The sequence below is a fragment of the Achromobacter sp. GD03932 genome (genome assembly GCF_029839485.1).
Taxonomy (GTDB): Bacteria; Pseudomonadota; Gammaproteobacteria; order Burkholderiales; family Burkholderiaceae_B; genus Achromobacter; species Achromobacter bronchisepticus_A.
The window spans coordinates 151,803-175,134 of sequence record NZ_JAOCAT010000011.1 but is presented as its reverse complement, the minus strand read 5'-3'; the positions used below and the strand labels follow the sequence as shown (position 1 = coordinate 175,134).

Sequence of the window (23,332 nt, the reverse complement as noted above, 5' to 3'; positions counted from 1 at the left end):
CCACCAACCGTCTAACCGCCCTCGGCCTCCAGCGCCAGGGCGGCAACCGTGGCGCTCGCCACGTCGGGCTGCAGATGACCTTGCAGCCGCTTGTACAGGCCGACGCGGCGCACGATGTCCTGCGGCTGCCCCATCAGGCCCGAGACGATCAGCGCCACGCCACGCGTCTCGCACGCCTTGCTCAGTGCTTCGAGCGCTTCGGCGCCGGTCGAATCCACGTAGATCACGTTCTTCAGGTCCAGCACCAGCGCCCGGGCCGGCAGGCGGTCTTCCAGCGATTCCACCAGCTTGGTCGCGCCGAAGAAGACGGTGCCGTACAGGCGCCAGACCTCGATCTTTCCATCCATGCCAGCCAGCAAGGGCTGCTCGGCGGCCGTGATGCGCTCGGCGCGCGACAGGCTGGAGATGCGGTAAATGAAGGTCAGGCAGGCTGCGAAAATGCCGAATTCGACCGCGACCGTCAGGTCGAAGACCACCGTCAGCACGAACACCGACACCAGCGTGATCCGGTACGGCAGCCGGTAGCTCTTGAGCCGCGCGAACTCGCGCCATTCGCCCATGTTCCAGGCCACGAACATCAGGATGGCCGCCAGGGTGGCCAGCGGTATCGAGGCCGCCAGGGGCGCCGCCGCCAGCATCACCACGAGGAGCACCAGCGCGTGCACCATGCCCGCGACGGGGCTGGTGGCGCCGCTTTTCACATTGGTCACGGTGCGCGCAATCGTGCCCGTGGCCGGCATGCCACCGAAGAACGGCGTGACGAAGTTGGCGACGCCCTGGGCCATCAGCTCCTGGTTGGGGTCGTGCCGGTCGCCTATCATGCCGTCGGCCACCCGCGCGCACAGCAGCGACTCGATGGCGCCCAGCGCCGCAAGCGTGATGGTGGGCATGAGCAGGAAGCGGGCCGACTCCCAACTGAACGCAGGCAACGTGAAATCCGGCAGCGCGGCCGGAATGCCGCCGAAGCGGCTGCCGATGGTTTCCACGGGCAGGCCGAACACTGCCACCGCCGCGGTCGCCAGCACCAGCGCGATGATCGAGCCCGGCACGCGGGCCAGCCTGGCCGCCCGCTGGCCGCCCCATTTAGGCAGCCAGCGCTGCCAGCCGACGATCACCGCCAGCGACAGCAGCGCGATGCCGGCCGCCCAGGGATTCAGCGAGGACAGATGGCTGCCCAGCGCGCCCAGGATGCCGAAGAAGTCACCCGGCATCTTGGGGATCGCCAGGCCCAGGAAATCCTTGACCTGCGACAGCGCGATCAGCACCGCGATGCCGTTGGTGAAGCCGATGATCACCGCCACGGGGATGAAACGCACCAGCGTGCCCAGCCTGAGCAGCCCCATCACGAACAGCAGCACGCCGGACAGCGCCGTGGCGATGATCAGATTGGCCACGCCGTACTGCTGCACGATGTCGTAAACGATGACGATGAAGGCGCCCGCCGGTCCGCCGATCTGCACCCGGCTGCCACCCAGCAGGGCGATCAGGAAGCCCGCGATGATGGAAGTGAACAGCCCGGCCTCGGGCTTGAGGCCCGACCCGATGGCGAAGGCCATGGCCAGGGGCAGCGCGACCACGGCCACGGTGAGGCCCGCGCCCAGGTCCTGGGCGAAGCGGACACGGTCGTAATCGCGCAACGCGTCGAAAAGACGCGGATGAAACGAAAAAGGAATTTCCACGAAAGACTCCGGAGAAGCGGAACCGAAAAACCCTGCAGTGGGGTTCAGTACTTCGCCGGAGGGCCGCAATGGCGCAGCCTGGTGATGAAACGCCTGCGGCGCGTGAGCGGCAGGACTGGACGGTAGGACATGGCTGATACCCGGAATTCGCGTTCGTATGCAAACGGTTCCCTCCCTGGCCGCCCGACTGGCGGCGCGGGGATACCGCTAACGATAAGCCTTCGGGCGGGCTCTGCCTAGCCGGCGGCGGATTTCACGGGGTTTCCGGGGACTCCCAGCCATGCCTCCCCGCCATTTCCACCGCTTTTTCCTGCAGCGGCGTACGTCCGGCCTCGGGCCAGATCATCTGGCTGACCGAGCGGGCCGCGTGCTCGAAGGCGATGAAGCGCGTCCCCGCCAGCCCGCTGCGCGACAGGCAGGCCGGCACGATGGACACGCCCAGCCCCTGCGACACCAGCGACGCCACGCTCAGCCAGTGCCGGACCTCGTGCCGGATCACGGGCATGAAGCCGGCCGACACGCACATGGACAGCACCGTCTCGTAATAACTGGGCGAAGCGGCCCGGGCGAAGAACACGAAATCGTCCGCGGCCAATTCCGCCAGCCGCAGGGATTCCCGGCTGGCCAACGGATGCGCCTGCGGCAGGCACACCACGAAAGGCTCGGCCATCAAGTCGCGCGCCAGCACGCCTGGCGGCACCGGATTGGCGTGGATGAAGCCCAGGTCCTGCTCGCCGCGGCGCACGGCCTCGATCTGGTCATGGGAATTCAATTCGGTCAGCACGTGTTCCACGTCCGGCAGCCCGGCGCGCATGGCGTTGAGCAGCGCCGGCAGGCCGCGGTACAGCATGGAACCCACGAAGCCGATGCGCAGCCGTCCGCGCAGGCCCGCGTCCACGCGCTGCACCAGCGTGCGCACCTCTTCCGCCTGGCGCAGCAGCGTCAGGGCTTCCCGGTACAGCACCTGGCCGGCGTCGGTCAGTTCGACATGGCGGCTGGTGCGGGTCAGCAGGCGCGCGCCGACGTTGTCCTCCAGTTGGCGGATGGCGTAGCTGAGCGGCGGCTGGGAAATGTGCAGCCGCGTGGCCGCGCGGCTGAAGTGGCGTTCTTCGGCCACGGCGATGAAATAGCGCAACAGGCGCGGATCCAGGTCCATTTGTCTCCCCTGGGACTGCAATCCATACTTTTTTTGGATTGTTCTACACACAAACAGTATTTGTATAGATTAATCCATGCAAGCACCATCACAGGCATCGTTCCCGTCTTTAGCAGGATGCCGCCATGGATACCCCCGTCAAGACCGCGCCCACCGCCGCCACGCCCGTTCCGGATTCGCGCGGGCAGAACCTGTTCAGCGCGGACCCTTACGCCGAGGCGCTCAGCCGGCGTTACCTGCCGCCCGCGCTGCACGCCCATCTGCTGCCCCACCTTGAACGGCTGGGCGCGCTAGCCGGCGGCGTCATGGACGAACTGGCCGCCACCGCCGACAAGCATCCGCCCACGCTGTCCGTGCGCAGCCGCGCCGGCGCCGACGAATCGCGCATCGACAAGCATCCGGCCTACGTCGAACTGGAACGCCTGGCCTACAGCGAATTCGGCTTGGCTGCGCTGTCGCACCGCGGCGGCGTGCTGGGCTGGCCCGAACCCATGCCCGCGGCCGCCAAGTACGCGCTCAGCCACCTGTTCGTGCAGGCGGAGTTCGGCCTGTGCTGCCCGGTCAGCATGACCGACTCGCTGGCGCGCACCCTGCGCAAGTTCGGCTCCCCGGAACTGGTAGAGCGGGTCCTGCCCGAAGTGACCTCGCAGGATTTCGATGCGCTGCGCCAGGGCGCCATGTTCATGACCGAACAGGGCGCCGGGTCCGATGTCAGCGCCACCGAAGTGACCGCCACCGCACAGGACGACGGCACCTGGCTCATCCACGGCGACAAATGGTTCTGCTCCAATCCGGACGCGGGCTACGCCATGGTGCTGGCGCGCAGCGAAGCCCAGCCCGGCCTGAAGGGCGTATCGCTGTTCCTGCTGCCGCGCGACCTGGCCGACGGCACCCACAACCACTACCGCATCCTGCGCCTGAAGGACAAGCTGGGCACGCGCTCGATGGCCAGCGGCGAGATCCGCCTGGAAGGCGCGGTGGCCTGGCTGGTGGGCGAGCGCGGCCGCGGCTTCAAGCACATGGCCGACATGATCAACAACTCGCGCCTGTCCAATGGCATGCGCGCCGCCGGCCTGATGCGCCGCGCCGTGACCGAAGCGGTCTATGTCTCGCAGCACCGGCGCGCCTTCGGCAAGCGCCTGATCGACATGCCGCTGATGCAGCGCCAGTTGGTCAAAATGACGGTCTGGGCCGAACAGGCCCGCAGCGTGATGTTCCAGACGGCGCGCGCGCTGGCCGACGCGGACCGGGGCGCGGCCGATCCGGCGCTGGCGCGCATCCTCACGCCGTTGATCAAGTTCCGCGCCTGCCGCGATGCCCGCAAGGTGACCGGCGACGCCATGGAAGTGCGCGGCGGCTGCGGCTACATCGAGGAATGGACCGAACCGCGGCTGGTGCGCGACGCCCATCTGGGCTCCATCTGGGAAGGCACCAGCAACATCGTGGCGCTGGACGTGCTGCGCGCCATCACCCGCGAAAATTCGCTGCCGGCGCTGCGCAGCCATATCGACGGCCTGCTGGCCGCAGGCCGCCCCTGCCCGCCCGAACTGGCCGACATGCAGGCGCGCGCGCTGGAGCAGACCTATGCGCTGGCCGAACACGCCGCGCAGGCCGACCGCCCTGAATTGGCACGCCAGGCGGCTTCGCTGCTCTACCACGCGGTGTCGATGGCCGCCCTGCGCTGGGAAGCCACCGAACCCGGCCTGGAAAGCCGCGCGCTGCTGGCCGACCAGGTGCTGCAGCACCGCCTGGGTCCGCGCGATCCTTATGCCATCCCGGCCGACGAAAGCGCGGCGTGCCGGGCCATCCTGCAGTACGCGCTGTAAGCACCGACGCCGGCGGCACAGCCGGCGCGCAACCACTGGAGACAAGCATGAACCGAACCCTCGCCTCTTTGCTGCTGGCGGCCGCCGCCATCGCCCCCGCCGCCGCGCCCGCACTGGCCGCGGACGCCTATCCCTCGGCCCGGCCCGTGACGCTGATCGTGCCGTTCCCGCCGGGCGGTCCCACCGACGCCCTGGCGCGCAGGCTGGCCGACAAGCTGCGGCAGCCGCTGAACCAGAACGTCATCGTCGAAAACCGCGCGGGCGCCGGCGGCAACATCGGCTCGGAATACGTGGCGACGGCCAAGCCGGACGGCTACACCCTGCTGTTCGGCACCTCGGGGCCGCTGGCGATCAACGTCAGCCTGTACAAGAAGCAGGGCTACAACCCCGAGACCAGCTTCGCGCCCATCATCCGCATCGGCCACCTGCCCAATATCCTGGTGGTGAACCCGTCGGTGCCCGCCAACAACGCGCAGGAACTCATCGCCTACGCCAAGAAGAACCCGGAAAAGCTGAGCTACGCCTCGTCGGGCAACGGCGCCTCGTCGCACCTGGCCGGCATACTCTTCAACAACATGGCCGGCACCCAGATCATGCACATCCCCTACAAGGGCACGGGACCGGCGCTCAATGACCTGCTGGGCGGGCAGGTGTCGATGTCGTTCACCGACATCCTTACCGCGCTGCCCTACATCAAGGCGGGCAAGCTGCGCGCCATCGGCCTGGCCAGCGCCCAGCGCTCGGACGCGCTGCCCGACCTGCCCACGCTTTCGGAGCAGGGGCTCAAGGGCTACGACGTCAGCGTGTTCTTCGGCATCGTCGCGCCCAAAGGCACGCCGCCCGACGTGGTGGACACGCTGAACCGCGCCTTCAAGACCGCGCTGTCCGATCCCGAGGTCGCGCAGACGCTGCGCAGCCAGGGCATCGTTGAAGCCCAGGACCAGACGCCGCAGGGCCTGGCGACCTTCATCTCGGCCGAAGTGCCCAAATGGCGCGACCTCATCAAGAGCGCCCACGTTTCCATCGACTGAACGGACCCCACATGGCTGCAACCCTGCCCAACGCCGGCGCGCTCGCCGGCTGCAAAGTGATAGACCTGTCGCGCGTGCTGGGCGGCCCCTATTGCACGCAGATCCTGGCCGACCACGGCGCCGACGTGCTGAAGATCGAGCCGCCCGGCGGCGACGAGACGCGCGGCTGGGGGCCGCCCTTCCTGGGCGATACCGCGTCCTATTTCATCGGCGTGAACCGCAACAAGGACGGCATGACGCTGGACCTGTCGCAGCCCGCAGGGCAGGAATTGCTGCGCCACCTGCTGACCGACGCCGACGTGCTGGTGGAAAACTTCAAGCCCGGCACGCTGGAGAAATGGGGCTTGGGATACGACACGCTGAGCCGCGACTTCCCCGCGCTTATCCATTGCCGCGTCAGCGGCTTCGGCGCGGACGGTCCGCTGGGCGGCCTGCCCGGCTACGACGCCTGCGCCCAGGCCATGTGCGGCCTGATGAGCGTGAACGGCGACGCGGACGGCGAAGCCACCCGCGTCGGCCTGCCGGTGGTGGACATGGTGACCGGCCTGAACGCGGCCGTGGCGATCCTGCTGGCGCTCAATGAGCGTACCCGCAGCGGCCTGGGCCAGTTCCTGGACATCACGTTGTACGACTGCGCCCTGTCGCTGCTGCATCCGCACGCGCCCAACTACTTCTACAGTGGCAAGGTGCCCGCGCGCAGCGGCAACGCACACCCGAACATCGCCCCCTACGAAACGCTGCCCACCGCCAGCGGCCCGATCTTCCTGGCGGTCGGCAACAACCGCCAGTTCGCGCAGCTGGCGCAGACGCTGGACGCGCCGCGGTTGGCGGACGATGCACGTTACGCCACCAACGCCGACCGCCTGCGCAACCGCCAGGCCCTGCGCGGCGACCTGTCCGCGCTGCTGGCGGACCACGACGCCGCCGCGCTCGCCGACCGCCTGCTGCGTTGCGGCGTGCCCGCGGCCGCCGTGCAGACCGTGGACCAGGCGCTGGCGCATCCGCACACCCGCCATCGCGGCATGGTGCTGGAACAAGGCGACTACCGGGGCGTAGGCTCGCCGATCAAGCTGTCGCGCACGCCGGCCACGCTGCGCAAGCTGCCGCCGGCGCTGCGTCCCGCCGACGCCGGCGAATAAGCCCGCGCGGCCTCAGCCGCCCTGGGCCACGCCTTCGCGGCGCGGATCGGCGCCGCCCTGCAGCCCGCCCGCCTCGATCACGATGCCGTGGATGCCGCTGGGGAATTCGGTGATGCGCACCGGATGCCCCATGCGCTCAAGCTCTGGCGCCAGCGCCTCCAGCGCGGTGCCCTTCTCCAGCTCGGTGTCCTTGTTGCGGCTGCCCATGTTGGGCAGGTCGATGGCCGCCTGGATGTCCAGGCCCCAGTCCAGCACGCCCACAATGGTCTTGGCCACGTAGTTGATGATGGCGCTGCCGCCCGGCGAACCCACCAGCAGATAGGGCTTGCCGTCGCGCAGCACGATCATCGGCGCCATCGAGCTGCGCGGGCGCTTGCCTGGTTCGATGCGGTTGGCGACGAGGCGGCCCTCGGGATCCTTGTAGGACGAGGAAAAATCCGTCATCTCGTTGTTCAGCAGGAAACCGCGCACGAAGATCTTGCTGCCGAATTCGTTCTCGATGGTGGTCGTCATGCTCAAGGCATTGCCCTGGGCGTCCACGGCCACCAGATGGCTGGTCGAGGGCAGCGCCAGGGCGTCGTCCTTGCCCAGCGACAGCAGCTTGCCTTCCGGATCGCCGGGCAGCGCCACCTTCATGCTGCGGTCTGGCTGGATCAGCGCGCCGCGCGCGCGCAGATAGGCCGGGTCCAGCATGGCGCGCACCGGCACCCGCACGAAATCCGGATCGGCCACGTAGAAATCGCGGTCGGCGAACGCCAGCCGGCCGGCTTCGGAAAAGTAATGCACCGCCTCCAGGCTGCCCGGCTTGTAGCGGCCAAGGGGAAACTGCTCCAGCTCGCCCAACATCTGCAGCACCGCGATCGGGCCGCTGCTGGGCGGCCCCATGCCGCACAGCTGGTAGCCGCGATAGGCGCCGCAGACGGGATCGCGCGTCTTGGCGCGATAGCCCGCCAGGTCGGCCAGGGTCAGGTCGCCAGGCACGGCGTGGCCGCGCACGGCGGCGACGATATCCCGGGCGATATCGCCCTGGTAAAACGCGTCCGCGCCTTGCTCCGCCACCGCGCGCAGCGTGCGCGCGAACTCGGGGTTCTTCAACACGTGGCCCACCGGCCAGGGCGCGCCGTCGGGCGCATAGAAATAGGCCGCGGCCGCGGCTTGCGTGCGCAGCTCCTTGTTGCCGGCCAGGAGCTTGTGCAGGCGCGGCGACACGGCAAAGCCTTGTTCGGCCAGGCGGATAGCGGGCTGGAACAGGTCGACCCAGGGCAGCACGCCCTGTTCCTTGTGCGCCAGCTCCAGGCCTCGCAGCAAGCCCGGCACGCCCACTGCCAGGCCACTGTTCACCGCGCGGGCGAAGGACACCGGCTTGCCGTCCGCATCCAGGAAACGCTGCGCCTGGGCCGCGGCGGGCGCGGTCTCACGGCTGTCGTACGTCTGGATGCGGCCGCTCTTGGCCGAATACACCACCATGAAGGCGCCCCCGCCGATGCCCGACGATTGCGGCTCCACCAGATTCAGCACGAGCTGAGCGGCGATGGCGGCGTCCACGGCGCTGCCGCCCCGGCGCAGCATCTCGTCGCCGGCCTGCGTCGCCAGCGGATTGGCCGATGCCATCATGAAATGCGGCGCGCGCACCAGCTGGCGCGTCTGCATGCCGCTGGCGGCCTCGGGGTTCAGATCCTCGGCGGCCTGCGGCGTGCGCGCCCAGGCCGCAGGCATGGCGGCAAGCGCGGCGGCAAGCATGAGGGCGACGGCGTGGCGGGGTGCGCGCATGGGAAGCTCCGGTGTTCGCCGGCGTTCCGGCAGGGATTCATGATAGTCAAGGCGCAGGCGGCTGTCGCGACACGGGCCGCATCCGGCTTAGAATCGCGGTTTCCGCCCACCGCCCCCACCGTGCCATGCGTTTGCGCCACATCGAGATTTTCGAAGCGATCCGCCGTACCGGATCCCTGACCGAGGCTGCTGCCGCGCTGCATATCTCGCAGCCCGCGGCCAGCAAGCTCTTGGCGCACGCCGAGGCGCAGCTGGGCTTCAAGCTGTTCGAGCGCGTCAAGGGCCGGCTCGTCGCCACGCGCGAGGCCGAGATCCTGACGCCCGAAGTCGCGCGCCTGAACCAGGACCTCAACAGCGTGCGCAGGCTGGCCGCCAGCCTGCGCGACCATCCCAACGGCCACCTGCGGCTGGGCTGCGCGCCCGCGCTGGGCCTGGGGCTGCTGCCCGGCGTGGTGCGCGACAGCCGCGAAGCACAGCCCGGCATCACCTTCGACATCCACACGCATCACAGCACCGAACTCGTGCAGGGGCTGCTGACGCGCGAGCTGGACCTGGCCATCACCTTCGACACCAACGACTATCCCGGCCTGACCCGCATGGGGCTGGGCCACACGGAACTGGTGCACCTGAGCCGCAAGGATGGCGCGGGGCCGCTGCCGCTGGCGGAGCTGACGTCCATGGCCGGCGACACGCTGATCGTGCTGGACGCGGCCGACGCCTCCGGCGCCCTTTTGCAGATGGCGCTGGACGCGCAGGGCCTGGATCCGCAAGTGGCGATCCAGGTACAGACGCACTACGTGGCCTGCGCGCTGGTCGACGCGGGCTGCGGCGACGCCATCGTGGACGCCATCACCGCGCAGGCGATGCTGCGTCCCGGCATGAACCTGCGCCGGCTGGACCCGGCGCTGCGCGTGCCGATCAGCATCATGGTGCGCAACCAGGATCCGCTGTCGGCGCTGCACCGCGACTTCATCGAGCGCCTGCGCGCCGCTTGCGAAGCGCTGCAGGCGGGGCTCGACGCCACGGCCTGAGCGGCCTGCGCGCAAAAAAAACGGGCGCCCGAAGGCGCCCGTCATGGCTTGCAGACCGGGGCAGGCAGCGCCCGCCCCGCGCGGCATCAGTCCAGCTTGATGTTCTGCTTCTTCACGACGTCCTTCGCCCAGTCATACTGCTCTTTGATTTCCTTGGCGAATTCTTCCGGCGTATTGCCCGACGGCGCCGAGCCCTGGTCGTCCAGCGCCTTGACGACCTTGGGGTCCTTCAGGGCCACGACGGCAGCGTCGCGCAGCTTGTTCACGACTTCCATCGGCGTGCCCTTGGGCGCCAGCAGGCCGTACCAGACCGGCTGGTTCAGCACCGGGAAGCCGGCGTCCTTGAACGTGGGCACGTCCTTGATGGAGTCGATGTTGGTCGGCCACGCGATGGCCATGGCGCGCAGCTTGCCCGCCTGGATCTGCGGCATCGACGACGGCAGGTTGTCGAACAGGATTTCGATCTGGCCGCCGACGGCGTCAGCCACGGCCGGACCCGAACCCTTGTACGGCACGTGCACGATGTCCGTGCCGGTGGCCATCTTGAACGATTCGCCCATCAGGTGCAGCACGCCGCAGGTGCCCGAGCTGCCGTAGGAGTACTTGCCCGGATTCTTCTTCAGCTCTTCCAGGAAGCCCTTGAAGTCCTTGGCGGGGAACTTCGGGTTCACGGCCACCACGTTGGCGGTGTTGGCGAAGTTGGTGACCGGCTGGAAGTCCTTGATCGGATCGTACGGCAGGTCATTGGGACGGCAAGCAGGGTTCACGGCCATCGTCGACACGGTGGCGATGGACAGCGTGTAACCGTCGGCATCGGCGCGCGCGGCTTCGGACGCGCCGATGGCGCCGCCGGCGCCGCCCTTGTTTTCCACAACCATGGGCTGGCCCAGTTCCTGGCTCATGCGCTGCGTCACCAGGCGCGCGATGATGTCGGTCGAGCCGCCAGGCGCGAAGGGCACGATCACGCGGATAGGCTTGCTCGGGTACTTGTCGGCAGCAAAGGCGGCGGAGGCGCCGAAGGTGCCGGCAACGCCGGAGGCCAGGGCGATGGCCACGGCCAGGGAGCGGACTTTATTCATAGGTGTGTTTCCTCCAATATGCGAGCCCGTGTGTATACGGACCGTTGTGTGATGCGCCTGCCTGTGGGCAGGTCCGCAATTAACGGTGGTGGGCGCATGCTCTGTGCGCAGGGTGAGCACTGCTTTTATACGTTGCTTGTGGCACACGCGCCCGCCAGAATGACGGAGAATAGCAGCAAATACTTACAGACGCATAGCGCAGCGGTCCCCCTCTGACGCGCATCAAATACGTGTTCTCACATGTCCGTTGCCCTTCTGGTTTTCCCTGATTTCATGCTGGTCGCGCTGGGTTGGGCGCTGCGTCACAAACTGAATTTCTCGCGCGAATTCTTCGCCGGCACCGAGCGCCTGGTCTACTTCGTCCTGCTGCCCGCGCTGTTGTTCCAGTCCATCCTGCGCACCCCCATCACCGCCGGCAACGCCGCCATGCTGCTGCAGGCCTGCGCAGCCGTGATCGCAGCCGGCGTCGCGCTGACGTGGCTGGCGCGCTGGGTGCTGCGGCCGTCGCCGCTCAGCCTGGCCTCGTCCGCGCAATGCGGCTACCGCTTCAACACCTATCTCGGCCTGGCCTTGTCGGCCAGCCTGGGCGGCGTCCAGGGCCAGACGGTCATGGCGCTGATCGTGGGCTTCGCCGTGCCGATGGCCAATATGGCGGCGGTCTACGGCCTGGCGCGCCACAGCGGCGGCAACCTGCTGCGCGAACTGGCGCGCAACCCGCTGGTCATTTCCACGCTGGCCGGCCTGGCCTGCAATCTGGCCGGCGTGCATCTGCCTGGCCCGCTGGACACGGCGTTGGGGCGCCTGGGCGCGGCGGCGCTTGCGCTGGGCATCATCTGCGTGGGCGCCAGCCTCTCCTGGGAAGGCGGCAAGGGCCATGGCGCGCTGATCGCCTGGATGCTCGGGGTCAAGCTGCTGGCGCTGCCCGCGGCCGCCCTGCTGATCGCGCATCTGCTGGCGCTGCCGCCGCTGGAATCGCAGATGCTGCTGTTGTTCGCGGCCCTGCCCACCGCGTCCGCGGCCTATGTGCTGGCCATGCGCATGGGCGGCGACGGCCGCATGGTGGCCGTGCTGATTTCGCTGGGCACGCTGCTGTCGGCGTTGACGATTCCTCTGTGGCTGATGCTCACCGGCGCAGGCTGAGCGGCAATGCGCCGGCAACGAAAAAAGACCGCCACGGCGGTCTTTTTCATGCGCGCACAGCCTGCTTACGAAGACTTGTGCGCGTTGGTCATGGAAGCCGGCACCACCCATTCGGCGAACTGCGCTTCGGTCACGTAGCCCAGCGCCAACGCCGACTCCTTCAGCGACAGGCCTTCCTTGTGCGCTTTCTTGGCGATCTGCGCGGCCTTGTCGTAGCCGATATGCGGATTCAACGCCGTCACCAGCATCAGCGAACGGTCGACCAGTTCGGCGATGCGCTCGCGATTGGGCTCGATGCCGGCGGCGCAATGCTCGTTGAAGCTGGCCATGCCGTCGGTCAGGAGGCGCACCGATTGCAGGAAGTTGTGGATCACCAGCGGCTTGAACACGTTGAGTTCGAAGTTGCCGCTGGCGCCGCCGATATTGATGGCCACGTCGTTGCCCAGCACCTGCGCGGCCAGCATCGTGATGGCTTCGCATTGCGTCGGGTTGACCTTGCCCGGCATGATCGAGCTGCCCGGCTCGTTCTCGGGAATGCTGATTTCGCCCAGGCCCGAACGCGGACCGCTGGACAGCCAGCGCACGTCGTTGGCGATCTTCATCAGGCCGGCGGCCAGCGACTTCAGTGCGCCGTGCGCGAACAGCAGCGCTTCGTGCGAGGCCAGGCCCTGGAACTTGTTGGGCGCCGACACGAAGGCGGTGCCGGTGGCATGCGCCAGTTCGGCCGAAACCTTGGCGCTGAACTGCGGGTGCGCGTTCAGGCCCGTGCCCACGGCCGTGCCGCCGATGGCCAACTGGTGCAGGCCAGGCAGGGTGGCGCGGATCTGCTGCTCGGCCAGGTCCAGCTGGGCCACGTAGCCCGACAGCTCCTGGCCCAGCGTCAACGGCGTGGCGTCCTGCAGGTGGGTGCGGCCGATCTTGACGATGTCGTAGAACTCGGCGCTCTTGGCCGCCAGCGTGGCGCGCAGGGCCTTCAGCGACGGCAGCAGATGATGCTCGACCTGCACCGCCGCCGCCACGTGCATGGCGGTCGGGAAGGTGTCGTTGGACGACTGCCCGCGGTTGACGTGGTCGTTGGGGTGCACCTTGCGCTCTTCGCCGCGCACGCCGCCCATCAGCTCCGAGGCGCGGTTGGCCAGCACCTCGTTCATGTTCATGTTGCTTTGCGTGCCCGAGCCGGTCTGCCAGACCGACAGCGGGAACTCGTTGGGCCATTTGCCGGCGATCACTTCATCGGCGGCGCGGACGATGCCATCGGCGATCTTCGGATCCAGTTCGCCCAGATCGGCATTGACCTTGGCCGCCGCGCGCTTGAGCCGCGCCATCGCCTCGACCAGGGGGACCGGCATCTTTTCGGTGGAAATCGCGAAAAAATGCAGCGAACGCTGGGTCTGGGCGCCCCAGAGATGATCCTCAGGGACTTCGATGGGACCAAACGTGTCTTTTTCAATGCGGGTCTTCATGGCGCGTGCTACTCCGTGGCGACGTCGATTGCGGTTGGCGGCGGCGCGCCAACCACGATAGTGTTGAGAATGACAATCAGTTATAGGTTAGCAGAAACCCGCATTCCTATAATTGCGCAAACATCCGTGCTCCCTCCACCGTTTTTACCACTCGCCCCGCGCCATGTCCGCCCCTCTTTGCAGCCTGACCTTGCACCTGCCCGACGAAGCCGCCACGGAAGCGCTGGCGCGTCGGCTCGCCCCCCTGGTTTCCGGCGGCCAGGCCGGTCCGGCAGGGGGACACATCCACCTCCAAGGGGACCTGGGCGCGGGGAAAACCGCCTTCACACGGGCCCTGTTGCGGGAATGCGGCATCACGGGACGGATCAAAAGTCCCAGCTACGCGCTGCTTGAATCCTATAAAGTTTCTAACTTATACTTCTATCACCTTGATTTTTATAGATTTAGTGATACGCGAGAATGGTTGGACGCAGGATTCCGGGATTTACTGCGTGACGACGCAGTCGTTTTGATCGAATGGCCGGAGCGGGCCGGGGGTCTTTTGCCCCCTCCCGACCTGCTGATTTCCCTAGCCTATGCAGGCGACGGACGCGACGCCACCCTGACCGCGTACACCGCTCGAGGACAAACATGGTTGAACGCGATTGTCCCCCCGCCCCAGTCGGCGCCCTCCCCTCGGCAGGCGCCACCCGGCGCCGCCTGATCAGCGTCGCCGCCACCCTGCTCGTCCTGCCGGTCCTGCCGCGCCTGGCGCAGGCGGCGACCATCCTGGCTGTGCGCACCTGGCCGGCCGACGAATACACCCGCGTCACGCTGGAGCTCGACAGCGAGCTCAAGGCTGAGCAGTTCACGCTTGAAAACCCCCACCGCCTGGTGGTGGACATTGAGGGACTGACCATCAGCGCGGCCCTGAACGATCTGGTTTCCAAGGTCCGGCCCGACGACCCCTATATCCAGAGCCTGCGCGTGGCGCAGAACCGCCCCAACGTGGTGCGCCTGGTGTTCGACCTGAAGCAGCCCGTGGCGCCCCAGGTGTTCACGCTCAAGCCCGTGGCCGACTACCAGTACCGCCTGGTGCTGGACCTGTACCCGAAGATCGCCCAGGATCCGCTGGTCGCGATCCTGAACAAGCAGACCGGCCCCGATGTGGACGACCCGCTGGCCCGCATCCTGGAAGACATCCAGCGCAACCCGGTGACCCGCGCCGATCCGCCCGAGCCGCCGCGCGTGCGCGGCCAGCAGCCGGCGCCTCCGCTGCCCACCGCGCCCAAGCCTCCGCCCGCCACCGCCGGCCGCGGCAAGCAGCGCATGGTCACCATCGCGCTGGACCCCGGCCATGGCGGCGAGGACCCGGGCGCCATCGGCAGCAGCGGCCTGCGCGAGAAAGACGTGGTGCTGCGCATCGCCCGGCGCCTGAAGGCGCTGATCGACAGCCAGCCCTACATGCGCGCCTATCTCACGCGCGACGACGACTACTTCGTGCCCCTGCACGTGCGCGTGCAGAAGGCGCGCCGCGTACACGCGGACCTGTTCATCTCGATCCACGCGGACGCCTGGATCAAGCCTTCGGCCAACGGCTCGTCGGTGTTCGCGCTGTCGCAGCGCGGCGCCACCAGCGCCCAGGCGCGCTGGATGGCGGACAAGGAAAACGCGGCCGACCTGATCGGCGGCGTCAACCTCGGCAGCCACGACCGCCAGGTGGCCAAGGTGCTGCTGGACCTGTCCACCACTGCCCAGATCAACGATTCGCTCAAGGTCGGCAGCGCCTTCCTGGACGAAATCAAGAAGATCAACCGCCTGCACAAGAACAGCGTCGAGCAGGCCGGCTTCGCGGTCCTGAAAGCGCCGGATATTCCTTCGGTGCTGGTCGAAACCGCCTTCATCAGCAACCCGCAGGAAGAAGCCTTGCTGCGCAGCACCTCGCATCAGGACAAGCTGGCGCAGGCCATGATGACGGGCATCCAGCGCTACTTCACCGCCAATCCGCCGCTGGCGCGGCTGGGCGACGTAAGCTGACGGCGACGGCTGCCGCCGCATAAAAAAGGGCGTTGCGCTTCACGGCGCAACGCCCTTTTCACTGGTTTGACGCGTGTGCCGCAGCGTACGCTGCGGCGCTTCACGCGCCGCGTCTGGCCTTGATCAGCTTGAACAGGCCCGCCCCGATCACCGGCACGATGGCGGCGGCCAGGCCCAGCAGCACGATGGTGTTCAGGTGTTCGCGCACCAGCGGGATGTTGCCGAAGAAGTAGCCCGCGGCCACCAGGCTCACCACCCACAGCAGCGCGCCCAGGATGTTGAACAGCTGGAAGCGGGACTGCGGCATGTCGGCCACGCCCGCGACAAAAGGCGCGAAGGTGCGGACGACCGGAATGAAGCGCGACATCACGATGGTCTTGCCGCCGTGCTTTTCATAGAACGCGTGCGTGCGCATCAACGCGCCGCGGTCCAGAAAGCGCAGATTCATCGAAAACACGCGCGGCCCGATATAGCGTCCGATGAAGTAGTTCACCGTATTGCCGGTGATGGCGGCGACAATCAGCAGCCCTCCCATCAGGATCGGATCGATATGCCCGGTGGCGCCGAACGCGCCCGCGATGAACAGCAGCGAGTCCCCCGGCAGAAAGGGCAGCACGACCAGCCCCGTCTCCGCAAAAACGATCAGGAACAGCACCAGGTACACCCACACGCCATACTGCGCGACCCAGACGCCGAGCGTCTTGTCGATGTGGAGCACCATATTGAAAAATTCGAGCATTGAAGCAACCCTGCCAGCGGAATGGGATATCAGTCCGCGACTATAGCCCACCCGCCCATGACGCTAAAATCGTCCACATAGCCATACCTGAACGCCAGCCACATGACCGAACGCCGCTCCATTCTTGCGCTTCCCGACCTGCTGATCAGCCAGATCGCCGCCGGCGAGGTGATCGAGCGGCCGGCATCCGTGCTCAAGGAAATCCTCGAAAACGCCATCGACGCCGGCGGACGCGCCATTGAAGTGCGCCTGGAAGGCGGCGGCATACGCCGCATCGCCGTGACCGACGACGGCGGCGGCATTCCGCCCGAAGAGCTGCCGCTGGCGCTGGCGCGCCACGCCACCAGCAAGATCCGCTCCTTGAACGAGCTGGAATCGGTGGCATCCATGGGGTTCCGCGGCGAAGCGCTGGCCTCCATCGCGTCCGTGGCCCAGGTCACCATCATTTCCCGCACCCGCGACGGCGAGCATGCCTGGCAGATCGATGCCGGCAGCATGCAGGTCAGCCCCGCCTCGGGTCCTCCGGGCACCACAGTGGACGTGCGCCAGCTGTTCGACGCCGTGCCGGCCCGCCGCAAATTCCTGCGCTCCGAGGCCACCGAGTTCGGCCATTGCGTCGATGCCATGGAGCGCATCGCGCTGGCGCATCCGCAGATCGCCTTCCGCCTGTTCCATCACGACCGCGCGCAGCGCCAATGGCTGCCCGCCGAACCGCCGCAGCGCATCCGCGACGTGCTGGGCGCGGAATTCGCCGAACACGGCCTGCTGCTGTCGCATTCCGTCGGCACGGTCAGCCTGGCGGGCATGATCACCCGCCCCACCGCGGCCCGCGCCCGCGCGGACCGCCAGTATCTCTACGTGAACGGCCGCTACGTGCGCGACCGCACCGTCAGCCACGCCCTGCGCGCCGCCTACGCCGACGTGCTGCATGGCGACCGCCAGCCCGCCTACGTGCTGTTCCTGGACATCGACCCGGCCGCCGTGGACGTGAACGTGCACCCTGCCAAGCACGAGGTCCGCTTCCGCGACAGCGGCGCGGTGCATCGCTTCGTCTCGCATGCGGTCGGCCAGACGCTGGCGCAGACCGGCGGCGCGTCCGCCGCGACGCCCGCCGCGCAAAACGACGACGCGGACGATGCCGGCTTCGAAACCGTGGCCCGGCCCGCCGCCGCAACGTCTGACACCGCCGCGCAAGCGACGCCTTACACGCCAGCCGCCAGCCCCCGGCCCATGGCGGACGCGCCCCGGCCCGCCTACAACGGCGCCAGCTCACCATCGTCCTACGGCTTGCGTCCATCGCCCGCGCCACAGCGCCCGCACACCCAGGTGCCGTTCCGCCTGCATGCCGAACCCGCCGGCATTCCGGCCGCGGACTGGCAATCGCTCTACCGCCCGCTGGATGACGACTCGGCCGCCAAGACCGCGCCGCTGCGCGAACCCGCGCCGGCTCCCGCCGCCGTCCTGCCCGCGGACGAAGAACATCCGCTGGGCATGGCGCTGGCGCAGCTGCACGGCATCTACATCCTGGCGCAGACCCGCCGCGGCATCGTGCTGGTGGATATGCATGCCGCGCACGAGCGGGTGGTCTACGAACAGCTCAAGCAAGCCCTGGACGCGCGCAGCCTGCCGCGCCAGGATCTACTCGTGCCCGTGGTGTTCCATGCCCAGGAAAAAGACGTGGCGCTGGTCGAGGAATACGAAGAACAGCTGAACGAACTCGGCTTCGAAATGCGTCCCTCCGGCCCCACCTCGATCGCGGTGCGTTCGGTGCCGGCCATCCTGGCCCGCGGCGACATCGAAACGCTGGCCCGCGCCGTGCTGCGCGACCTGGGCGCCGTGGGCGTTTCGCGCCTGCTGACCGAACAGCGCAACGAACTGCTGTCCACCATGGCCTGCCACGGTTCCGTGCGCGCCAACCGCAAGCTCACCATCGAAGAAATGAACGGGCTGCTGCGCCAGATGGAAGCCACCGAACGCGCCGACCAGTGCAATCACGGCCGCCCCACCTGGATCCAATGGTCGGTGTCCGACCTGGACAAGCTCTTCCTGCGTGGGCAATAAGCTTGTCGCCGTCCTCCTTCCCCACCGCGGCGCCGCTGGTCATCTGCCTGGCCGGCCCCACCGCGGCCGGCAAAAGCGCTTCCACCCTGGCGCTGGCCGAGCGCTGGCCGCTGGAAATCGTCAATGTCGATTCGGCCACGATCTATCGCGGCATGGACATCGGCACGGCCAAGCCCTCGCCCGAGGAACAGGCGCTGGTGCCGCAGCATCTGCTGGACATCCTCGACCCCATCCAGTCGTACTCCGCCGCCGACTTCGTTGCCGACGCGCTGCGCCTGATAGACGAGATCCGCGCGCGCGGCCGCATCCCGCTGCTGGCGGGCGGCACCATGATGTACTACAAGGCGCTGCGCGACGGCCTGGACGATCTGCCGCAGGCCGATCCGGCGCTGCGCGCCGAACTGGAAGCGCGCGCCGCCGTTCAGGGCTGGCCCGCGCTGCATGCCGAACTGGCGCAGCTGGATCCCGTCACCGCCGCGCGCCTGGCGCCCAACGACAGCCAGCGCATCCAGCGCGCGCTGGAGATCTGCATGCTGTCCGGCCAGCCCATGTCCGCCCTGCTGCTGCGCAGCCAGCGTCCGCGCGACGCGACGGGTAACCAGTACCTCACCATCAGCCTGGAACCTTCCGACCGCGCCGCGCTGCATGCCCGCATCGAACAACGCTTCGACGCCATGCTGGAGCGCGGCCTGCTCGACGAAGTCTGCGCCCTGCGCGCCCGAGGCGACCTGCACACTGGCCTGCCCTCGGTCCGTTGCGTGGGCTACCGGCAGATGTGGGCGCACCTGGACGGCGAGGTCGACCTGGCCACCGCGCGCGAACAAGGCATCGCCGCCACGCGCCAACTGGCCAAGCGCCAGATCACCTGGCTGCGCGCGCAGCCCGAGCGCGTCATCGTGGACTGCCTGGCGGCGGATGCCGTGGCGCAGACCATCGACGCGATGGCCGTGGCGCTGGCGGGACGCGGCTAGGCGGACACAGGCACAAAAAAAACCGCGCCGAGGCGCGGTTTTCATTGCAGACGGCCAGGCTTACACCACGAAGGTCTGCGCCATGCCTTCCTTTTGCTCGACGATCTCGCCCAGCGTGCTGACGGTCTCGCCCTGCTCGCGCAGCGTCGCGGCGATGGCTTCGGCCTGCGCCGGGTCCACCACCAGCACCATGCCGATGCCGCAGTTGAAGACGCGGTACATCTCGGTGTCCTCGACCTGGCCCTGCTCTTGCAGCCACTGGAACAGCTTGGGCATTTCCCAGTTGGCGCGGTGCAGCTTGGCCGACAGGCCGGGCTGCAGGATGCGCGGCACGTTGTCCAGCAAGCCGCCGCCCGTAATGTGGGCCAGGCCCTTGATGCTGGTGCCATGCTTTGCCAGGGCGGCCAGCACCTGCTTCACGTAGATGCGCGTCGGCGCCATGACCACGTCGACCATCGGCTGGCCGTGGAAATCGTCGTCGGGCTTGGCGTTGGCGCGTTCGAGGATCTTGCGCAGCAGCGAATAGCCGTTGGAGTGCGCGCCGCTGGAAGCCAGGCCCAGCACCACGTCGCCGGTCTTGATCGACTGGCCCGTGATGATGACGGACTTTTCCACCGCGCCCACCGCGAAACCGGCCAGGTCGTACTCGCCGTCCGGATACATGCCCGGCATTTCTGCGGTTTCACCGCCGATCAGCGCGCAGCCCGACAATTCGCAGCCCTTGGCGATGCCGCCCACCACGGCCGCCGCCGTATCCACCGAAAGCTTGCCGCAGCCGAAATAGTCCAGGAAGAACAGCGGCTCCGCGCCCTGCACCAGGATGTCGTTGACGCTCATGGCGACCAGGTCGATACCCACGGTGTCGTGGCGGTTCCAGTCGAACGCCAGGCGCAGCTTGGTGCCCACGCCGTCGGTGCCCGAGACCAGCACGGGTTCCTTGTACGACTTCGGCACTTCGAACAAGCCGCCAAAGCCGCCGATACCGGCCAGCACCCCGGGACGCATGGTGCGCGCCGCAAGCGGTTTGATACGGTCGACCAGGGCGTCGCCTGCGTCGATGTCGACACCGGCATCGCGGTAGGTCATAGGGGCGGTAGGTTGATTCGTCATGAGAAATGCCGTGGGGTATGTAACAATTGCTGGGATTTTGGTGGAACGCCCTGCATTTTACGATGTTGCGGGGACTAGCAGGGATCGGCGCCGCCAAAGCGCTCCGGACAGGGACCGCGCCGGCTCGCCCGGCCAGGGCGGGCAAGCGGGGCCGGGTCGGCGCAAACCCAAGCCAGTCCAGGCCCGTCGACGCGACACCCTGGCCCCAGGTGGTTTAAAGTGTAGGGTTGGCCGGTATTGATTTTGCCGGTTCCCGTGGTGGAAACCCCGGGGCCAGTGACGTTTTGACCTGTTGTTTTGACCTGTAGCCGTATTGACCCGTACTACCCGCCTCGTTTCGGCACCCTGTAAGCTCCCATGAACCGCCAGCTGCTGCTTGACGTTCTCCCCGCGCCAGCGCCATCGCTGAACAACTATATCGCCGGCCCCAACGGGGAAGCGCTGGCGGCAGTGCGCGCGCTGCTTCCCGGCCGCGCCCTGTATATCTGGGGCGCCGCGGGCTGCGGCCGCAGCCATCTGCTGCGCGCGCTGACCGCCCGCCCCGACGCCGTCTATATCGACGCCAACAATGGCGAAAACATGCTGCGCCGCCTGGCCGAAGCCGATTCCAAGTCGCCCATGCCCAAGTTCGTGGCGGTCGACGACGTACACCGCATGAACGACAGCCGCCAGGCCGCCCTGTTCGCGCTCTACAACCGCTGGCGCGAATCCGCCGCCACCGGCCGCGCCTTCGCGCTGGCGCTGGCCGGCGACCGCGCCCCGCTGTCGATGCCGCTGCGCGAGGACTTGCGCACGCGCCTGGGCTGGGACCTGGTTTTCCGCCTGGATCCGCTGTCCGACGCCGACAAGCTGGCCGCCCTGTCGGCCCAGGCGGCCGACCGCGGCATGCACCTGGCGCCTGAAATCATCAATTGGATGCTCACGCACCATGAGCGCGACATCCGCAAGCTGGCGGCGCTGATCGACGCGCTGGACCGCTATTCCCTGGCCACCGGCCGTCCCATCACCCTGCCTCTACTGCGGGCCATGCTCGCAGATCCTGATTCACAACGCACATGACCTCCCGACGTCTCGCCCTGTTCGACCTGGATCACACCCTGTTGCCGCTGGATAGCGACTATCAATGGGCCGACTACCTGGCTCGCACGGGCCGCGCCGGGGATCCCGCCGAAGCCCGCCGCCAGAACGACGATCTGATGGATCGCTACAACCGCGGCGAGCTCACCGCCGAGCAGGCCGCCGAATTCATGCTCGGCCTGCTGGCCGCGCACACGCCTTACGACCTGGCGGCCTGGCACGAAACCTTCATGGAAGAAGTGATCCGCCCATCCATGACGCCCGCCGCGCGCGACCTGGTGCAATCGCACCTGGAAGCCGGCGACCTGTGCGCCGTGGTCACGGCCACCAACAGCTTCGTCACCGCGCCCATCGCCCGCGCCTTCGGCGTGCCCCACCTCGTGGCGACCGACGCAGAATACCTGCGCGGCCGCTACACCGGCCGCATCCTGGGCACGCCCAGCTTCAAGGAAGGCAAGGTGGTGCGCGTCAACGACTGGCTGGCCGGCATGGGATTGGGGCTTGCGGATTTTTCGGAATCGTTTTTCTATAGCGATTCGGTCAACGATGTGCCCCTGCTGGAGAAAGTGACCCGCCCGATCGCAGCCAACCCCAGCCCCACCCTGCGCGGCATCGCCCAGGAGCGCGGCTGGCAGGTGATCGACTTGTTCGACCACATGGAAGATTCGAAGTCCTAAATGATCACTGAAACCATAAAAAAATTCGTCGGCCGACTATTCGCGCCGGCAGCCCGGGGGCCGTTGCGCATCGCGCGCGACAAGCACGGCATCGACCGCCGCAACGTATCGCGCCACGCGATCAAGGTCTGCGAGGTGCTGCGCCAGCACGGCTATGACGCCTACATCGTCGGCGGCGCCGTGCGCGACCTGATCGTGGGCCTGGAGCCCAAGGACTTCGACGTGGCCACCAACGCCACGCCCGAACAGATCCGTCCGCTGTTCCGCCGCGCCCGCATCATCGGCCGCCGCTTCCAGCTGGTGCACGTGGTCTTCGGCCAGGAAATCATCGAAACCTCCACCTTCCGCGCACCCGCCTCGGAAGATCAGGAGACCGACGAGCACGGCCGCATCCTGCGCGACAACGTGTTCGGCTCGCACGAAGAAGACGCGGCGCGCCGCGACTTCACCATGAACGCGCTCTACTACGACCCGCACAACGAGGAAGTCATCGACTTCCACAACGGCGTGGCCGACCTGAAAAAGCGCCAGGTCCGCATCATCGGCGACCCGGTCAAACGCTACCGCGAAGACCCGGTGCGCATGCTGCGCGCCGTGCGCTTCGCCGCCAAGCTGAACGGCACCATCGACCCGGCCACGCGCCAGCCCATCAGCACCATGGCCGAGCTCATCGAAAACGTGCCGGCCTCGCGCCTGTTCGACGAAATGCTCAAGCTGCTGACCTGCGGCCATGCCATGGACTGCCTGCGCCAACTGCGCGCCGACGGCCTGCACAAAGGGCTCTTGCCTTTGCTGGACGTGGTGCTGGAACAGCCCGGCGGCGAGCATTTCGTGGAGCTTGCGCTGGAACGCACCGACGCGCGCGTGCGCTCGGGCAAGACCATCAGCCCCAGCTTCCTGTTCGCCGCGCTGCTGTGGCAGCAAGTGGAAGCGCGCTGGAAGCAATTGCGCGCCCAAGGCGAGCACACCATTCCCGCGCTGTCGCAAGCCGCCGATTCGGTGCTGGACGAACAGACCGAAAAGCTCGCCATCCAGCGCCGTTTCTCGTCGGACATGCGCGAGATCTGGTTCATGCAGCCGCGCTTCGAGCGCCGCATGGGCAAGACCATCTACCGCATGATCGAACAGCCGCGCTTCCGTGCCGCCTGCGACTTCCTGCAGCTGCGCGCCGCGGCCGGCGAGTTCGACAGCGTGCTGGCGCAATGGTGGATGGACCTGGCCAACGCCGACGACGTCATCCGCAGCGAGATGATCGAAGAGGTGTCTCGCCAGCCGCGCGATGCCGGGGACGCCCCCTCCGCCCCGCGCAAACGCCGCCGTCCGCGCCGTTCGCCGTCGCGTGGCACGCCGCCCGCAGCGGGTTGAGT

The 23,332-nt window shown here is 67.7% G+C and carries 19 protein-coding genes; 12 read left to right on the top strand and 7 right to left on the bottom strand.

The window, feature by feature from the left end; all coding sequences use genetic code 11:
- Nucleotides 1-11 precede the first annotated feature (11 nt).
- Both N5C88_RS13060 and N5C88_RS13055 read right to left on the bottom strand, forming a co-directional pair.
- Complete coding sequence (locus N5C88_RS13060; RefSeq protein ID WP_280015445.1) at nucleotides 12-1,679, bottom strand: SulP family inorganic anion transporter; 1,668 nt, start codon at nucleotides 1,677-1,679, stop codon at nucleotides 12-14.
- Between the two features lie 253 nt (nucleotides 1,680-1,932).
- A complete protein-coding gene (locus N5C88_RS13055) occupies nucleotides 1,933-2,835 on the bottom strand; it encodes a LysR family transcriptional regulator (protein WP_059371566.1) in 903 nt (300 codons plus the stop codon).
- A 125-nt stretch (nucleotides 2,836-2,960) separates the two neighbouring features.
- Here N5C88_RS13055 and N5C88_RS13050 point away from each other — a divergent pair, with 125 nt between their 5' ends.
- From N5C88_RS13050 to N5C88_RS13040, 3 genes are read left to right on the top strand one after another with little or no spacing between them, the layout of a single operon-like run.
- Nucleotides 2,961-4,661 carry an acyl-CoA dehydrogenase family protein gene (locus N5C88_RS13050; RefSeq protein ID WP_118932386.1) on the top strand — a complete coding sequence of 567 codons (1,701 nt, stop codon included), beginning with the start codon at nucleotides 2,961-2,963 and terminating at the stop codon, nucleotides 4,659-4,661.
- Between the two features lie 47 nt (nucleotides 4,662-4,708).
- Nucleotides 4,709-5,692: a tripartite tricarboxylate transporter substrate binding protein gene (locus tag N5C88_RS13045; protein WP_059371564.1), complete on the top strand. Its 984-nt coding sequence runs from the start codon at nucleotides 4,709-4,711 to the stop codon at nucleotides 5,690-5,692.
- Nucleotides 5,693-5,703: 11 nt separating this feature from the next.
- Nucleotides 5,704-6,831 (top strand): CoA transferase, encoded by a 1,128-nt coding sequence (locus N5C88_RS13040; RefSeq protein WP_280015444.1) that lies wholly within the window; start codon nucleotides 5,704-5,706, stop codon nucleotides 6,829-6,831.
- Between the two features lie 12 nt (nucleotides 6,832-6,843).
- On the opposite strand, the gene ggt is transcribed toward N5C88_RS13040, so the two are convergent.
- On the bottom strand, nucleotides 6,844-8,601 hold the full coding sequence (gene ggt / locus N5C88_RS13035) for a gamma-glutamyltransferase (RefSeq protein WP_280015443.1): 1,758 nt from the start codon (nucleotides 8,599-8,601) through the stop codon (nucleotides 6,844-6,846).
- Nucleotides 8,602-8,726: 125 nt separating this feature from the next.
- On the opposite strand from ggt, the gene N5C88_RS13030 reads away from it, so the two are divergent.
- Nucleotides 8,727-9,632 (top strand): LysR substrate-binding domain-containing protein, encoded by a 906-nt coding sequence (locus tag N5C88_RS13030; protein WP_118932389.1) that lies wholly within the window; start codon nucleotides 8,727-8,729, stop codon nucleotides 9,630-9,632.
- An 86-nt stretch (nucleotides 9,633-9,718) separates the two neighbouring features.
- Here N5C88_RS13030 and N5C88_RS13025 read toward each other — a convergent pair whose 3' ends face one another.
- Nucleotides 9,719-10,711: a tripartite tricarboxylate transporter substrate binding protein BugE gene (locus N5C88_RS13025; protein WP_280015442.1), complete on the bottom strand. Its 993-nt coding sequence runs from the start codon at nucleotides 10,709-10,711 to the stop codon at nucleotides 9,719-9,721.
- A 240-nt stretch (nucleotides 10,712-10,951) separates the two neighbouring features.
- On the opposite strand from N5C88_RS13025, the gene N5C88_RS13020 reads away from it, so the two are divergent.
- Nucleotides 10,952-11,851, top strand: a complete 900-nt coding sequence (locus N5C88_RS13020) for an AEC family transporter (protein ID WP_118932390.1) — start codon at nucleotides 10,952-10,954, stop codon at nucleotides 11,849-11,851.
- Between the two features lie 65 nt (nucleotides 11,852-11,916).
- On the opposite strand, the gene fumC is transcribed toward N5C88_RS13020, so the two are convergent.
- Nucleotides 11,917-13,314, bottom strand: a complete 1,398-nt coding sequence (gene fumC / locus N5C88_RS13015; RefSeq protein ID WP_059371558.1) for a class II fumarate hydratase — start codon at nucleotides 13,312-13,314, stop codon at nucleotides 11,917-11,919.
- A 163-nt stretch (nucleotides 13,315-13,477) separates the two neighbouring features.
- On the opposite strand from fumC, the gene tsaE reads away from it, so the two are divergent.
- Both tsaE and N5C88_RS13005 read left to right on the top strand, forming a co-directional pair.
- Nucleotides 13,478-14,017: a tRNA (adenosine(37)-N6)-threonylcarbamoyltransferase complex ATPase subunit type 1 TsaE gene (tsaE, locus tag N5C88_RS13010; protein ID WP_118932391.1), complete on the top strand. Its 540-nt coding sequence runs from the start codon at nucleotides 13,478-13,480 to the stop codon at nucleotides 14,015-14,017.
- Nucleotides 13,945-15,330, top strand: a complete 1,386-nt coding sequence (locus N5C88_RS13005; RefSeq protein WP_059371557.1) for an N-acetylmuramoyl-L-alanine amidase — start codon at nucleotides 13,945-13,947, stop codon at nucleotides 15,328-15,330. Before tsaE ends, N5C88_RS13005 begins: the two co-directional genes overlap by 73 nt.
- Nucleotides 15,331-15,430: 100 nt before the next feature.
- Here the strand turns inward: N5C88_RS13005 and N5C88_RS13000 are convergent, their stop codons facing one another.
- On the bottom strand, nucleotides 15,431-16,069 hold the full coding sequence (locus N5C88_RS13000; RefSeq protein ID WP_280015441.1) for a VTT domain-containing protein: 639 nt from the start codon (nucleotides 16,067-16,069) through the stop codon (nucleotides 15,431-15,433).
- A 102-nt stretch (nucleotides 16,070-16,171) separates the two neighbouring features.
- On the opposite strand from N5C88_RS13000, the gene mutL reads away from it, so the two are divergent.
- Both mutL and miaA read left to right on the top strand, forming a co-directional pair.
- A complete protein-coding gene (gene mutL / locus N5C88_RS12995) occupies nucleotides 16,172-18,130 on the top strand; it encodes a DNA mismatch repair endonuclease MutL (protein WP_280015440.1) in 1,959 nt (652 codons plus the stop codon).
- 2 nt (nucleotides 18,131-18,132) lie between these two features.
- The gene (gene miaA / locus N5C88_RS12990; RefSeq protein WP_280015439.1) at nucleotides 18,133-19,101 is read left to right on the top strand and encodes a tRNA (adenosine(37)-N6)-dimethylallyltransferase MiaA; all 969 of its coding nucleotides are present in this window, start codon (nucleotides 18,133-18,135) and stop codon (nucleotides 19,099-19,101) included.
- Between the two features lie 60 nt (nucleotides 19,102-19,161).
- Here the strand turns inward: miaA and purM are convergent, their stop codons facing one another.
- Nucleotides 19,162-20,211, bottom strand: a complete 1,050-nt coding sequence (purM, locus tag N5C88_RS12985; RefSeq protein WP_280015438.1) for a phosphoribosylformylglycinamidine cyclo-ligase — start codon at nucleotides 20,209-20,211, stop codon at nucleotides 19,162-19,164.
- A 357-nt stretch (nucleotides 20,212-20,568) separates the two neighbouring features.
- Between purM and hda the strand changes: the two genes are divergently transcribed.
- The 3 genes from hda to pcnB are packed head-to-tail and all read left to right on the top strand — an operon-like array spanning nucleotide 20,569 to nucleotide 23,330.
- Nucleotides 20,569-21,270, top strand: coding sequence for a DnaA regulatory inactivator Hda (hda, locus tag N5C88_RS12980; RefSeq protein ID WP_059371554.1), 702 nt, complete (start codon nucleotides 20,569-20,571; stop codon nucleotides 21,268-21,270).
- Entirely contained in the window at nucleotides 21,267-21,965 is a 699-nt protein-coding gene (locus N5C88_RS12975; protein WP_059371553.1) for an HAD family hydrolase, read from the top strand. Before hda ends, N5C88_RS12975 begins: the two co-directional genes overlap by 4 nt.
- On the top strand, nucleotides 21,966-23,330 hold the full coding sequence (gene pcnB / locus N5C88_RS12970) for a polynucleotide adenylyltransferase PcnB (RefSeq protein ID WP_059371552.1): 1,365 nt from the start codon (nucleotides 21,966-21,968) through the stop codon (nucleotides 23,328-23,330).
- Nucleotides 23,331-23,332: the final 2 nt, after the last annotated feature.